The following is a 14,322-nucleotide window of genomic DNA, read 5'->3' as shown; positions in this document are numbered from 1 at the left end:
GTCGCAGCCGTCCGGTCCCCGGGGAAGTGACGAGCCGGTCGTCATGACGCTCGTTTGACGCTCTGCGCCCGTGGAGAGGGAGGCAGAGAGCCGACATCGGGCTCTGACCTGGTATTTCGCAGCATCTGCTCAGGGCGACGTCTTTCCGATGACGCATCATGTGGAGTGCTCGCGATCCTTGAGCCCGCCGAAAAGGGCCGCTGACGGGAGCTTGCTCCGCTGGCGGGTGTTGCGTCAGCGGCTTGTGTCGGCGTCGCCGTCGTCGTGGGAAGAACGCCGCTTTCTCCAACCGCCTGGAGCGGAGTCGTCCCCTTGCTCTCCCAACAGCTCGAGGAGCGCGGCATCCGCCCTTTTCTGGTCTTCCTTCGTCAGTTCGACGGGCGTGTTGTTGTAGACGGTGTAGCGATCCGGAGCGGTGATGTTGGCGGCCCGCAGGGTGAACGTCAGCAGGTGGCGCCACCCCTTGCGGTGGCCGACCCTCGCCTGCAATTGGACCTTGAAGTCACGGGCTTCCGGCATGAAGCCGGAAAACGGTGCCTCGAACTCGATGAAGACTTGTTGCGCCTCTCTGCCGGGCACGACGAATCCGGCCGGCAGCTTGGCATTCTCGTCCGGCCCTGGCTGGAGGCGGGACGGTGAGGACACCCACAGCAGCGGCAGGTGAGAAGCGGACTCGTCAGGGAACGTCAGGATGAGGTCCTGCACGACTATCGGCTTGGCACCGGTGTTGTGAAGGACGAGCGGGAGCCGCAGACGGGCGCCGGATGAGTGGATGATCGCTGCGAAGGAATGAGGCTCCCACGTCTTCAGACGCCCCTGTCTGGCGTTGAGCCACCAGAACGATGCGACGGTGAAGAGCAAGGCGCAGACCGACACCACGCCGGCGCCTGTGAGTGATGAGGACGCGGCCAGATAGGTCGCCGTCGTCAGCGGGGCCACAAATTCAGTCTGCCAGCCTCGGCATGGGCTCGCTGACAGGGCTCAGGGACTCCTTCGCCGGCGCGCAGCAGCCGCGACGAGGATCGTCCGCGTGTCGCAGGTGGCCGCTGCGGTTCTCGACCGATGTCACGAGCCGCCACCGGCAAGCAGCACGAGATACCAGGCGACCAGGGCGGCGGACACCGTCGCGGGGACGAGTTTGGGCACCCCGTCTCCCTTGCGGACGTGCGTGATCACAGCACCGGCCAGCAGCATCAGGAGGCCGAGGCCGGCCAGCTCTCCGAGCAGTGGCAGGACCGGGCCGAGGGCCACGCCGATGGCGCCTGCCAACTCCAGCGCACCGATCAGTCGGTAGGAGGCGGTCGTGAAGCCGGCGTGGGCGGCCAGCTCGGGCATCGGACCGAGCGCCATGATCTTGGCTACGCCCAGCAGGGTGAAGATCAGCGCGATGGGACAGGTCAGGGCAGCGAGGGGGCTCACGGGGCGTCCTTGACGGTGTGCGGGTGACGTGCTTGGCGGCGTTCGGCTCCCAGGTCGGCGAAGTAGGCGACGAGGTCCGGATCGTCGACCGCGGAGGGATTGACGACCTGCTCGGCGGGTGCGCCCTGGAGGAGGCGCTTGACCGGGACCTCGAGTTTCTTGCCGGTCCTGGTGTGCGGGATGGCTGGTACGGCGAGGATCTCGTCGGGGACGTGGCGGGGTGAGGCGCCGGTGCGGACGGCGTCGCGGATCTTCTCGCGCAAGGCGTCGTCCAGCGTGATACCGGGCGCGGGGACGACGAACAGGGGCATCCAGTAGCCGCCGTCGGGTTCCTCCGCGCCGATGACGAGGGCCTCGGTGATCTCGGGGAGGCGTTCGACGATGTCGTGGATGTCGGCGCTGCCCAGGCGTACGCCGTTGCGGTTGAGGGTGGCGTCGGAGCGGCCGTGGACGATCACCGAGCCGTGGGAGGTGAGGGTGATCCAGTCGCCGTGCCGCCACACGCCCGGATAGGCGGTGAAGTAGGCGTCGCGGTAGCGGCTGCCGTCGGGGTCGTTCCAGAAGTACAGCGGCATTGACGGCATGGGCCGGGTGACGACCAGTTCGCCGACCTGGTCGACGACCGGTTGGCCCGCGCCGTCGTACGCCGCGAGCGCCACGCCGAGGTTGGGGGCGGACACCTCGCCCGCCCAGACGGGGGTGGTGGGGGCGCTGCCGGCGAAGGCGGAGACGACGTCGGTGCCGCCGCTGGTGGAGGCCAGCTGGATGCCTGCGCCCACGTGGTCACGGACCCAGGGGTAGGCGGAGGCGGGCAGGGTGGATCCGGTGCTGCCGACAGCCCGGATGGCCGACAGAGCGTGCACGGAGGGTTCGATGCCCAGCTTGGCCATGGCCAGCAGGTACTGGGGGCTGGTGCCGAAGACGGTCACTTTGTGGCGGGCCGCCAGCTCCCACAGGATGTCCGGGCGTGCCACCGGCGCGGGGCTGCCGTCGTAGGTGCAGGTGGTGGCGCCGGTCAGCAGGGTGGAGACGACCAGGTTCCACATCATCCAGTGGGTGGTGGTGTACCACAGCAGGCGGTCCCCGACGCCCAGGTCGGTGTGCAGGCCGAGGATCTTGAGGTGTTCGAGGAGGACGCCGCCGTGTCCGTGGACGATGCCCTTGGGCAGGCCGGTGGTGCCGGAGGAGAAGACGATCCACAGCGGATGATCGAACGGCACCGGTGTGATGGTGAGGTGTTCGGTGCGGGTGGCGGCGTCTTCCCAGGGCACCGTCAGGCTGGTGTGCGGGGTCTCGGGCCACATCAGGCCCAGGTGGTCCACGAGCACCGTGGCCTTCAGAGTGGGAAGGGCTCCGGCGAGGTCGAGCGAGGCTGAGCGGCGGTCGTGCCGCGTGCCGTTGAAGAGATAGCCGTCCGCGGTGATGAGCACGGTCGGTTTCAGCTGCGCGAAGCGGTCGGCTGCGGCCTGGGGTGCGTAGTCCTGGCCGCACACCGACCACACCGCGCCCAGGCTGGCGGTGGCGAGGAAGGCGATGACGGCGTGGGGGGTGTTGGGCAGGTAACCGACCACCCGGTCGTCCTGTTTGACGCCCAGCTCGCGCAGGGTGGCCGCGACGGAGGCGACCTGGGCGCGTAGCTGTCGGCCTGTGATCTCGTAGCCGGCTCCGGTCTCGTCCAGTGCCGTGATCGCGGGAGCGTCCGGGTGCAGGTTGCGCAGCGCGTGGTGGGCGTAGTTGAGCGTGGCGCCGGGGAACCAGTTGACGCCGGGCATGGTCTCCTCGGCGAGCACCCGCTCGTACGGAGTGGCGGCCTCGATGTCGAAGTACTCCCACACCGCCGCCCAGAACCCCTCCAGGTCGGTGACGGACCAGCGGTGCAGGGCGTGGTAGTCGGTCGGGTCCGGAATCCCTTCGGCGCCCCGGTGCCGGGTGGCCCAGCGGGCGAAGTCCGCGATGCGACTGTCGGCGGCCGTTGTCGTGTCGGGCGGCAGGAACGGTTCCGGATGCGGCGTGGGATGCGGGATGTTCACGGTGCGGTGCTCCTCGACAGGGGGACGGGCCGGGCATCGGTGGCAGGGCGGGCCGTGTGGAGCAGGGAAGCCCAGGCCGTGGGGTCCGGGAAGTGGCCGGTCCCGACGGGGACGGTGTCCATCACGACGCGGTCGGGGCGCAGCAGGACGGCGTCCGCCCGGCCGCGTGCCAGCCAGGTGGCCAGCGTGCCGTCGTCGTCCAGGTCGTCGACGTGGATCGTCGGAGCGCCCAGTGCCGTGGTCACCGCCGTCATCTGCGCCGTGGCCGGTACGGCGGTCAGGAGGACGAAGGCGTCCCGGACGACGTCATCGAGACGTACGCGCCTGCCGTCGTGCCGTATCCAGGGCTGCGGGCAGAAGGTGCCGGCCAGCACGCGGCCGGCCAGCCCGGGTCGGCGCCGCACCAGCGGGCCGGCGGCCAGGGCCGGGCTGAGGTCACGGCTCACCGCCTCGGTCACGCCGGGGATGCGACAAACCGCGCCCACGACGGCCCGGCGAAGCGCCGCACCGCGGTCCTGCCCGCCGGTCATGGCCCAGCCGACGGCCACCGCCACGCGTATCGCATGGCGGGCGTGCGGCTTGCGCTCGCGTTCGTAGGTGTCCAGCAGTTCTTCGGGCGCGCCCTGTCGGAGGACCCGGGCGAGTTTCCAGGTGAGGTTGCTGGCGTCGCGCAGGCCGGAGCACAGGCCCTGCCCGACGAAGGGCGGGGTCAGGTGGGCGGCGTCGCCCAGCAGGAAGACACGCCCCCTGCGCCACCGGTCGGCGAGACGGGCCTGGAAGGTGTACTGGGCCTGCCGTATCACCTCGAAGTCGTCACTCTGCGCGGCCGGCAGATCCACCCAGGGGGCGACCAGCTCGCGCAGGCGCTCCCATCCGTCCGGGCCCTCCAGGCTCTGGTCGTCGGCCAGCCGGAACTCCCAGCGGTAGCAGTCCTCGCTGATGCGCATGAAGGTGGCCGGCCGGGTGGGGCAGCAGATCTGCTCGGCGCCTTCCCAGGTCCGCACCGGGCGGCTGGTGCGCACGTCGATGACCCGCCAGCTCTCCTGGAAGTGCAGGTCCTCCCAGGCGGCGCCGATGGCGTCACGGGTGAGGCTGCCCGCGCCGTCGCAGCCGAGGACGGCATCGGCCCACAGGTGCTCCTCCTCGTCACTGCCGCCGCGCCGGAAGGTGACCCGGACGGGACCCGTCGGATCGGCGGGTGCGTCGGGGTTCGGCGTGTCGGACTCGGAGACGGACACGACCTCGACCCCGCTCCACAGCTCGCACTCCGGGCGGCGCGCCAGGGCGTCCCGCAGCAGACGTTCCAGCTCGGGCTGGTGGAACATGCTCAGCTGCGGGAAGCCGTGGAGTCCGTGCATGGACCGCGGGAACTCGCTGATCACGCGGCGCCGGGCGTCCAGCAGCCGTAGCCCGGGCGCCGGCCGGGCGATGGCGGCGAACTCCTCGTGGACGCCGACGCTCTGCAGGATCCTGCGGACCTCGTCGTCCACGACGACGGCGCGCGGCAGGGGGTAGACGTCGGGGTGGCGTTCGAGGAGCAGGCTGCGCACTCCGTAACGGGCCAGCAGGAGTGCGGCCGTGACTCCCACGGGCCCCGCCCCGATGATCACCACCGGTCCGCGGGCTGTGGCGCTCACGTCGCGGCCCCCACAGCGGTCCGCTGCTCGCCCAGGTCGATCCGTCCGTCGGGGGTGGCGATCGTGGCGGTGACGAGGTCACCGTCGCGCAGGTACAGGGGGTTCTTGGCCTGACCGTTGAAGAACGCCTTCCACTTCAGCGCGGGCGGCAGCAGCGCGGCGATCTTCTCGACCGGCTTGGGCGGGGCCTTGAGGGCGGTGCCGCCGGGCGTGCCGGTCAGCAGGAGGTCGCCCGGGTCGAGGGTCTGGAAGCGGGCGAGCAGGGTGAGCGCCTGCGCGGGCCGCACGATCATGTCGGCCAGGGTGCGGTCCTGACGCGTGACACCGTTCACCGACAGCCGCAGTCGCAGGTCGATCAGACGGTCGAAGTCCTCCGGCTCCAGCAGGGCCAGGTACGGACCGGTCGGCGTGAAGGTCGGGTAGGACTTGCTCTCGTAGAACTGGGTCTTGGTCAGCTGGACGTCGCGGGCACTGACGTCGTTGGTGAGGACGAGCCCGGCGACGTACGAAGGAAGGTCCTGCTCCTCCACGACTGTGCCCACCGGGAGCTTCGCGCCCATGACGAGGCCGAGTTCGACTTCGTAGTCGAGGAAGTTCACGTGTGCCGGACGGACGATCGTGTCGTGGGGGCCGCTGACCGAGCCGGACGCCTTGCGGAAGAACGTGGGCGGGATGTCGCCACTGAAGCCCGAGTCCTTGGCGTGGCTGCGGTAGTTGACCATCTGGGCGACCACTCGGCAGGGGGTGGTGACGGGGGGCAGCGCCACCAGGTCGGCGACGGGCGTGCCGTTCTCGCCGGAGGCGGCGGCCTCCCGGACGGCGGCCCGGTCGGCGAGCAGTTCGGCGGTGGTGACCGCCTTGGTCTCGATGCGGACGGCGCGCTCGTCCCGGACGACCCACCAGCCTCCCCCGCTCTCGGCTTCGCTCGAGCGGGAGGTGCCCCCGGAGGTGCGCAGAACGTTGATGCTCATGAGCTCATCGCTTTCATCAGGCCCAGCAGGCGTGCGGGGTCGAGTTCGTTGTCGTCTCGCAGGGCCGTCATGACCTCGCGGAGCTTGGCGGGGGAGGGGCTGGCGCCCAGGAAGTCGCGGGTGACGGGCGGCCCCCACTGGGCCAGGCCGCTCGCCGACATCGGCGCCCATCCGGGGTCGAGGTCGCAGGAGAACAGGTCGCCGTCGGCGAAGTGCTCCAGCATGAAGCGGTCGGGGTCGCGCCAGTAGTCGAAGAGCTGGCTGCCCTGGACGTGCCGGCCGATCCCCCAGCTGCGCTGGTAGCCGCGCTCGGCCAGGTACTCCCCACCGACGGCGATGGAGTCGAGGTCGGTGACCTGGTAGGCGGAGTGGACGTAGCCGGTGCCGGGCCCGAGGTGCAGGGCGAGGGTGTGGTGGTCCACCGGCGTGCCACCCTGGTCGCAGCGGATGAACGCCATGGTCGGCCCGCGCTGGCGCTGCCCGTCCAGGAACAGGAAGTCGGACACGATCATGCCAAGGGTGTCCAGGTACCAGTCCAGCGTGCGGGTGAACGTCCGCGTCTCCAGCACCACATGGCCGAGGCGCTGGATGCGGGACGGCTCACGGGGCGGGCGCTGGGTGGTGTTCGTACGACGGCCTTCGATGCCGGTGTTGAGGATCAGCGGCTGCTGCCCGGGCAGAGCGGGGAGCGGTTCGGCGCAGTGCACCACCCGGACCGGGAGTCCCGAGGGATCGAACAGGGCGACCGACCGACCGCCGCCGGGGACGTCGATGTCCCGGACCTTGTGTCCGACGGCGGCGGCCAGCCGGTCCACATCGGCCCGCTCGGCCGCGCGGAACGCCGGCCCGAGGAAGCGGGACGCGCGCCCACGCCGGATGACCATGCAAGGAGAGCCCGCGAACGTGCCGCGCAGCCACAGCTCGTGATCGGTGCGGGCGGAGATCGCGAAGCCGAAGTCACGGGCGAACACCTCGGCCCGGTCCAGGTCCGGCTTCTCGAACTCCAGCCAGGCCAGATCCGCCACTTTGATCACTGGATTCCGGGCTCGTCCGGGGTGTTCACCGCGTAGGGCGCCCTGCTCACTGTGGAGGTCTTGGTGGGGCGTCCGAGGACCGCTCTTGTTAACGGGGATGTGGGACATGGTGTCCTCCAAGCAACACTGCCGTAATGAGGAAATCATCAACTCTGCTGTTTCTCATCGTCAATAGGTGCAGCCAAATAATTGAGGATCTCATCAGTAATGGCAGGGCCATCGTCGCGACGGTTACAGTGGGCCGTATGCCGACGTCAGCCCCGCCCAAGAACCGCTTCGAGCGACGCCGTGCCGAGACCCGTCAGGCGCTCGTCCGCGCGGCCCGGCAGATCCTCGCGGAGACCGGGGACACGAGCGCAAGCATCCAGGCCATCGCCGAGCGCGCCGATGTCGGCTTCGGCTCCTTCTACAACCACTTCGAGTCGAAGACGGAGCTGTTCGACGCGGCGGTGACGGATGCGCTGGAGGAGTTCGGGCAGGTCATCGACGAGCGGGTGGAAGGCATCGACGACCCCGCCGAGCTGGTCGCCGCCGGTTTCCGGCTCACCGCCCGGATGGCGGACTCGCACCCCGAGCTCATGCGGATCCTGCGCGATCGCGGCCTGGCGCACATCCACTCCGAGCGTGGCCTGTCCCCACGAGCGCTTCGTGATCTGGAACGCGGCATCGCCTCGGGCCGCTTCACCGGCACCGACCCGACCACGGCCCTGTCCGCTCTGGGCGGGACCCTGCTGTCCCTCGTGGCTCTCCGGCTGGCCCGGCCCGACCTCGACGGCGACGAGGCCGCCTCCGAGCTGGCCGCGATGGTCCTGCGCATGCTGGGCCTCCCGCCGGACGATGCGCACGAGGTCACCCGGCGCCCGCTGCCCGACCTCGTCTGAGGGTCGGGTGCGATGGTGGCGCCCTCGGCCAAGGCGCGGTGGACCCCGTACGAGACGGCAACCGCCGCCCACGACGAAGCCCCGCCGCGCACCCACGGGCGCTCTCGGCGGGGCAGGCCAGTCACTCCCCGGAGTTGCTCCAGTGCTCCTCGAGGGCGGCAGCGACCTCGACCGGCTTCTGGATCGGCGTCCAGTGGCTGCTGTCCAGGCTCAGAAAACGGGTGGCGCGCACGGACGCGGCCATCTTCCTGCCGAACTCGACGGGGCAGACTGGATCGGACGCCCCCCAGAACACCAGGGACGGTCCGGCCAGGTGCGCGAGATCCGGTTCCCACTCCGCACCGACCGTCAATGCGGAACGGTAAAGCTTGAGAATGCTGTCGCGCATGGTCTCGTCCACGCGACCGGCCGTCTGTTCGGCCGCCTCAGCCGGGATCTGGAGGTTGCCGGTCAGGTCCTTGGCGAACGCGGCGGCGTCGTACTCCTTGGCCCAGCGGTCGCCCGCGACCGGGTCCTGCCACAGCTTGGCCAGCGGATGCCAGACGTACTCGGCGCTGACCGGACCGTTGCTGCCGGCCCACGTGCGGATCAGATCCGGCCGTACCGACGCCACGCGCGCGGTGAGGAGGCAGCCCCAGTCATGGCCGACCAGGTCGACCGGCTCGCCGATCGCCTCCAACCGCTCGATGAGCCAGGAGACGTACTCCTCCTTCGTGCAGTGGAAGCCCTCGGGGCGCGGCGAACCGAAACCGGGAAGGTCCCAAGCCTCCACGTCGCTGCGGGTCAGGTGCTCGCGCACGCCGTCCCACACATGGTGGGTGTCGGGTACGCCGTGAATGAGAATGGCAGGCATGAATGAACTCCTACGAGGTTGACGCTTATGGACAGAAGCGGGCTGTCGTCCGGATCGCCGGGCCTGCTCGCCCACCGCGGCCAGGCAGCGCTCCGGTCGTGTCATAGCCGCATCACAGCAACCACGTGCTCACGCAACACGGCTCGAACCCGGCGCGACGCGATCTGTGGGGCTACGCCTGCGGCGACGAGGAACGCGGTCGCCGCAGCTTCACCCGTGGGGTCCGCCCAGGTGGACGCGGTGTTCTCCGCGGCGAGGGCCAGCATCAGCGCTTCCAGCGCCTGGGCGAGGACAGGCGCGGGGACGTGGTCCGCGAACACGCCTTCGTGCTGGCCACGTCGTATGGCCGCGACGGCTTCTGCGCGGGCCGGTGCCAAGGTGGCGCGGATCGTCTCCTCTCCCAGATGGCGTCGCCCCAGGGAGATGAGCATGCGGTACTGGTCGCCGACCGCCCATACCGCCAGGCCCGTCCGCGCCATCGCCTCCAGCGGATCAGTATCTGGGACCCGGGTCGTGGCGAACGCCTGTTGAAGCGCCTGGGCTGCTTCCTGCGCCAACTCGGCGACCAGCGCTTGCCTGTTGGAGAAGTGTCCGTACAGGGTGCGTCGAGCGAGGCCGGCCGACAGAGCGATGCTGTCGAGGCTTGCGTCGGGGTCGTCCCGCAGTTCCTGCCGAGCGGCCGCGAGAATGCGTCGGCGGTTCGAGCGAGCGTCGCCGCGCTGCGGAGTGCGGCCCGGGGGATCGGTCGTCTGCATGGTTGCGTCTCCACGAGTTCTGACTGCCGGGAAACCGTGGGCGCCGGTGCTCCCTCACGCACCGGCGCCCACTCACCCCTGCCCAGGGTGGCTTGTTGTCCTGCTGACGGGTGTCAGGGGACGAGGATGAGGCGGATCGGGTCGCCGATCTTGTTCTGCAGGCGGTGGACGGCGTCGGCGGCCTCGACGAGGGGGATGTGGTCGGTGATGGAGGGGGCCAGGTCGAGGCGGCCGGCCGCGGTCAGCTGCACCAGCTCGGAGACGGACTCGGGGAAGCCGCCGTAGTGGCCGCGCACCTGCTTCTGCAGGTAGTTGAAGGTCAGGCCCTCGGTGATGGTCAGTGGCCGGGGTGTGATGCCCACCAGGATCAGGGAGCCGCCCAGGCCGAGCACGGAGGCGGCCTGGTCGCGGACGGCGGGGACGCCGGCGCAGTCGAAGGCGAAGTCCAGGCCGCGTCCGCCGGTGGCCGCGCGGACCTGGTCGGCGAAGTCGGGAGCTGCCGGGTCGAGCGCGAGGTCCGCGCCGAAGGCAAGGGCGCGTTCCCGGGCGCTGGGCAGCGGGTCGACGGCGATGATCGGGGCGGCGCCGACCAGGCGGGCGACGCGTACGTTGTGCGCGCCCACTCCGCCCACGCCCCAGACACCCACGGACTGGGCGGCACGGACGCCCGCGGTGGCGACGACGGCGGCGTAGGGGGTGGACACCGCGTCGGGGATGATCGCGGCCTGGTCGAAGGGCAGGCTGTCCGGGATGGGGATGAGGGTGTCCTCGCGAGTGACCATGTACTGGGCCCAGCCGCCGTCGTAGTCGATGCCGGCGGTACGGATTTGGCTGCAAGGGCGGCGGCGTGCGCAGTCGGCGCACTGGTCGCAGCTCTTGCCGGCCTCCAGGGTGACGCGGGTGCCGACGGTCAGACCGCGCTTGAGGTCGGGGCCGAGGGTGTGGATCACACCGGAGACCTCGTGGCCGACGGTGACCGTGTCAGAGGTGGCGAACAGCGGGACGAGGGAGCCGTCGAGCAGGTGGACGTCGGAGAGGCAGACGCCCGCGGCCTTGACCTCGACGAGTACCTCGCCCGGGCCGGGCACGGGGATGGGGACCTCCTCCACGGCGAACTTCCTGCTGTCCAGGTGGAAGCGTCCGGCGAGCATGGTGTCCATGAGGATCTGCTTTCTGTGACCGGCACCGGCCGGCGGTTCGGGCCGGTGGGATGCCGTGGCGTGTCTGGTGGGCTTGTGGGGGCCGGGAAGCGTGCGGAGTGGCAGGACGGGGCCGCACGCCTCCCGGCGTCCAGGGGGATCAGGCGAAGACGTCCTGCTGGTAGCGCTCGTCGGCCTCGAGCTGGGCGAGCCACTGCTGGGCCCTCTCGTCGTCGCTGCCGGTCTTCTGGCGGTGGATGGCGGCGAGGGCCTCGCGGACGGCGGGTGCCATACGGCGGCCGTCACCGCAGACGTAGATGTACGCGCCGTCCTCGATGGCCTGCCACACCGTGTCGGCGGCATGGGCGATGGCGTTCTGCACGAACCGGGCCGGGTGGCCGGTCACCGCGGAGAAGGCGGTGTGGATCTGGGCGATCCCGGCGCGCTCCCAGTCCTGCATCTCCTGCTTGTAGAAGTAGTCGTGCTCCGGGTGGCGGCAGCCGACGAAGACCTGTGACAGGCCGACCTGCGTGCCGTGGGCGTGCTGCCAGGACCGCTCCTCCAGGAAGCCGCGCAGCGGCGCGATGCCGGTGCCCGGGCCGATCAGGATCAGCGGCGTGGCGGGGTCGGCAGGCGGGGCGAACGTCGGCGAGGGCACGCGGACGTAGCCGTAGACGACGTCCCCGGGCTCGAGGCCGGCGATGTAGGAGGAGCAGGTGCCGCGGTACTGGCCGTCGCCGGACAGGGCCGGGCCCTCCAGCAGGCCGACGGTCAGGCGCACATGGCGCGGGTTGGCCGACGGGGCGGAGGAGATGGAGTAGAAGCGGGGCCGGATCGGGCCCATCATCTCCAGGAACACCGCCAGCGGCAGCTCGACCGCGGGGAAGCGCTCCAGCAGGCCCAGCACCGAGACCCGCTTGCCGAGGATCTCCTTCTGGTAGTGCTCCTCGGCCTCCTCCGTGTCGGCGGTGTACGCCTGGAGCTGCGGCCGGGTCCACGGGCACTGGGTGTACTCGGCCAGGGTCTGGACCTGGGAGCGGGTGGCCACGTCCTGCAGCTCCAGGAACTCGGTGAGCAGGATGCCGGCGGTGACCGGGGTGCCTACCGGCAGGTGGGTGCGGCCACCGGCCGGCTGGTCGAGCCGGAGCACCTGGTCGTAGGCGACACCGAGCCGCCTCAGTGCGCTCTCCACCAGGGCGAGTTCGTTCTTGGCGAAGACAGCCAGGTGGTTGCCGGTGTCGTAGGTGACACCGTCGGGCAGCTCGACGGTGATGGACTTCGCGGCCGGGCGCGGCGGCTCGATCTGGTAGTCCCAGAGGCCGGTCGCGTCCGCCACCAGTTCCTCGTTGGCCACCACCGTGAGCGGGTATGCCTGCTCGGAGACGATGGCGGGGCGTACGTCGGACTCGGTGAGCAACTGGACCTGGTAGCGCGGACCGCTCGCCTGGGAGGTGTCGGCGGCGTACTCCTCGGCCAGAGTGGCCCACAGGTTGTCCATCCACCGCGTGGCCATGCCGTCGAAGTCACCGGCGGCGTCCGCGATGCCGCGCTCGACGACCGGGGTGGCGCCGGCGGCCAGCAGCCCTTCCTCGATCCGCTTGGGGAATGCCTGGTAGGTGGCCACCCACTGGGTGTTGCCGGCGCCCAGCAGCGCGAACCGCACGTTCGACAGCGAGCCCTCCGGCAGACCGGCGGCCAGCAGGTCGTCGAAGCGCTGGGCGGTGTCGGGGGCCTTGCCGTTGTAGCTGGCGGCGACGACGGCGAGGAGGCCCTCGGTGGGCAGGTTGTCGCCCAGATCGTCCAGACTCACCAGGGTGGTGCCGAAGCCGGAGCGCTCGCCGCGGTCGGCGATGGTGCGCGCCAGGTCCTCGCAGGCGCCGAGGCTGGAGCCGTAGGCGACGGTCAGGTTCACGCCGACGCCGCTGACCGCTGTCTGCGCCGGCCTGTCGCCGGCCTGAAGGTCCGCGGCGCCGAAGACGGTCCGCTCGTGTTCCTGACGGCGACGGACGATCAGCTCGAAGTTGCCGGGCTTACGCGTCAGCGCCTCCCGTACGTCCATCTTGTAGTCGGTGGTGTCGGAGAGCTTGAACTTCTGCAGTACCAGCGCCAGGGCCAGGCGGGCCTCGGTGAGCGCGAACTGCCGGCCTATGCAGGCGCGTACACCGTTGCCGAACGGCTTGTAGGCGTGCGGGTGCTGCTGGGCCCGGTTCTCCGGCAGCCACCGGTCGATGTCGAACTCGTCGGGCCGCTCCCAGGCAGTGGGGTGGGTGTGCAGCGGGCCCTCGAGGATGTTGACCCGCGTGCCCTTCTTCAGCTGGTAGCGGCCGCCGATGACGGTGTCCTCCAGCGGGGCCTTGCCGAACGCCGGGATGGGAGCCCACAGGCGCAGGGTCTCGTCCAGGATCCGCGGGATGACGTCTAGCTGCATGATCGTGTCGTAGTCCGGGACGGTGTCACCGGGCATCAGGCGGTCCACCTCGGCGTACGCCTGAGCCAGGACGTGCGGGTTGCGCATCAGTGAGTACGTGGCGAACGACAGCAGACCGCTGGTGGTCTCGTGACCGGCGATCAGGAACGTCAGCACCTGGTCTCGGACGTTGTCGTCGGCCAGCAGCTTGCCGGTGTCCGGGTCGGTGGCCTCCAGCATCAGACCCAGCAGGTCCTCCTCACCGGTGCCCTTGCCCTCGCGGCGCTCCTTGATCACGCTCTCGACCAGATCCTGCATCAGCCGGATGTTCTCGCGGTACTTCCGGTCGTCCGTCTTGCGGAGCCTGGTCATCATCGGCAGCTCCTGCGAGCGCCGCAGCGACTCCACCAGCGCGCCCAGCAGCGCGTTGAGGAAGGGATCCAGCTCCTCCTTGTCGAAGGACCGGAACCGGTAGCCGAACCCCGACAGGGCGATGGTGTCCAGTGTCAGGCGGGTGTAGTCGTCGGTGATGTTGACCGGCTGGCCCTCCCGGCGCTCCCACTTGCCCGCCAGATTCTGGGCGATCTCCAGCATCTGACCGTAGTACGCCTTCATGGCCCGCTGGCTGAACGCCGGGAGCAGGACGCGGTGGGCCATGCCCCATTCCTCTTCGTGCTGGTGGGCGGTGAAGAGGCCCGCGCCCGCGAAGTCCCGGACGTGCTGGAGCGGCGTTTTGTCGATCTGCTTGAAGAACCGCGTCTCGTCACAGACCTCTGCGACCAGGTCCGGGTCGTAGACGAAGACCTGCTCGATACCGGCGATGTCCATGCCGTAGATGCCCTCGGGGAACTGCTTGGACAGCTCACCGAAGTACGCAACCGGGTTGGTGTCGGGGATCTGCGGCGTGTGGCCGAGCAAGGGGATCCCGCGCGGGGACCGGATGGGGCGAAGGTCTTTCGCGGAGTGCGTGGTCATGGCTTGCTCCTCTGCGTGGAGGGGGGATGGGCAAGGGCGCGCTGCTCAGGTCGATGCCATGGCGCCGTACGGAAAACATACGCCGTATGGAATTGGTACCGTACGACGTATGGAAACGCGAAGCAAGCCCGGTCGCCCTGGTGGGCGCTGTGATTCGGATCATTTCCATACGACGTACGAAACTGATACCGTACGAGGTATGGAAAAGCAGGAGAGACGTC

The 14,322-nt window shown here is 70.1% G+C and carries 11 protein-coding genes; 1 reads left to right on the top strand and 10 read right to left on the bottom strand.

Going from position 1 to position 14,322, the window contains the following annotated elements:
- Nucleotides 1–234: 234 nt before the first annotated feature.
- The 6 genes from OG448_RS07215 to OG448_RS07190 all read right to left on the bottom strand — a co-directional run bounded on the left by OG448_RS07215 (nucleotide 235) and on the right by OG448_RS07190 (nucleotide 7,199).
- Nucleotides 235–939 carry a hypothetical protein gene (locus OG448_RS07215; RefSeq protein WP_405552106.1) on the bottom strand — a complete coding sequence of 235 codons (705 nt, stop codon included), beginning with the start codon at nucleotides 937–939 and terminating at the stop codon, nucleotides 235–237.
- Between the two features lie 126 nt (nucleotides 940–1,065).
- The gene (locus OG448_RS07210; protein WP_405552105.1) at nucleotides 1,066–1,419 is read right to left on the bottom strand and encodes a DoxX family protein; all 354 of its coding nucleotides are present in this window, start codon (nucleotides 1,417–1,419) and stop codon (nucleotides 1,066–1,068) included.
- A complete protein-coding gene (locus OG448_RS07205) occupies nucleotides 1,416–3,449 on the bottom strand; it encodes an acetoacetate--CoA ligase (protein ID WP_405552103.1) in 2,034 nt (677 codons plus the stop codon). The genes OG448_RS07210 and OG448_RS07205 overlap by 4 nt, the downstream gene beginning before the upstream one ends.
- The gene (locus tag OG448_RS07200; protein ID WP_405552101.1) at nucleotides 3,446–5,086 is read right to left on the bottom strand and encodes a bifunctional 3-(3-hydroxy-phenyl)propionate/3-hydroxycinnamic acid hydroxylase; all 1,641 of its coding nucleotides are present in this window, start codon (nucleotides 5,084–5,086) and stop codon (nucleotides 3,446–3,448) included. Before OG448_RS07200 ends, OG448_RS07205 begins: the two co-directional genes overlap by 4 nt.
- Nucleotides 5,083–6,057, bottom strand: a complete 975-nt coding sequence (locus OG448_RS07195; protein ID WP_405552099.1) for a fumarylacetoacetate hydrolase family protein — start codon at nucleotides 6,055–6,057, stop codon at nucleotides 5,083–5,085. The genes OG448_RS07200 and OG448_RS07195 overlap by 4 nt, the downstream gene beginning before the upstream one ends.
- Complete coding sequence (locus OG448_RS07190; RefSeq protein ID WP_405552098.1) at nucleotides 6,054–7,199, bottom strand: VOC family protein; 1,146 nt, start codon at nucleotides 7,197–7,199, stop codon at nucleotides 6,054–6,056. The genes OG448_RS07195 and OG448_RS07190 overlap by 4 nt, the downstream gene beginning before the upstream one ends.
- A 137-nt stretch (nucleotides 7,200–7,336) precedes the next feature.
- Here OG448_RS07190 and OG448_RS07185 point away from each other — a divergent pair, with 137 nt between their 5' ends.
- Complete coding sequence (locus OG448_RS07185) at nucleotides 7,337–7,972, top strand: TetR/AcrR family transcriptional regulator (RefSeq protein ID WP_405552097.1); 636 nt, start codon at nucleotides 7,337–7,339, stop codon at nucleotides 7,970–7,972.
- Nucleotides 7,973–8,093: 121 nt separating this feature from the next.
- Here OG448_RS07185 and OG448_RS07180 read toward each other — a convergent pair whose 3' ends face one another.
- From OG448_RS07180 to OG448_RS07165, 4 genes are all read right to left on the bottom strand, one after another.
- The gene (locus OG448_RS07180) at nucleotides 8,094–8,825 is read right to left on the bottom strand and encodes an alpha/beta fold hydrolase (protein ID WP_405552095.1); all 732 of its coding nucleotides are present in this window, start codon (nucleotides 8,823–8,825) and stop codon (nucleotides 8,094–8,096) included.
- Between the two features lie 101 nt (nucleotides 8,826–8,926).
- The gene (locus OG448_RS07175; protein WP_405552093.1) at nucleotides 8,927–9,580 is read right to left on the bottom strand and encodes a TetR/AcrR family transcriptional regulator; all 654 of its coding nucleotides are present in this window, start codon (nucleotides 9,578–9,580) and stop codon (nucleotides 8,927–8,929) included.
- A gap of 113 nt (nucleotides 9,581–9,693) precedes the next feature.
- Nucleotides 9,694–10,740: a zinc-binding dehydrogenase gene (locus OG448_RS07170; protein WP_405552092.1), complete on the bottom strand. Its 1,047-nt coding sequence runs from the start codon at nucleotides 10,738–10,740 to the stop codon at nucleotides 9,694–9,696.
- A gap of 139 nt (nucleotides 10,741–10,879) precedes the next feature.
- Complete coding sequence (locus OG448_RS07165) at nucleotides 10,880–14,101, bottom strand: cytochrome P450 (protein ID WP_405552090.1); 3,222 nt, start codon at nucleotides 14,099–14,101, stop codon at nucleotides 10,880–10,882.
- Nucleotides 14,102–14,322: the final 221 nt, after the last annotated feature.

The organism is Streptomyces sp. NBC_01171, from assembly GCF_045039805.1.
GTDB lineage: Bacteria > Actinomycetota > Actinomycetes > Streptomycetales > Streptomycetaceae > Streptomyces.
This window is presented reverse-complemented; position numbering and strand designations above follow the sequence as displayed.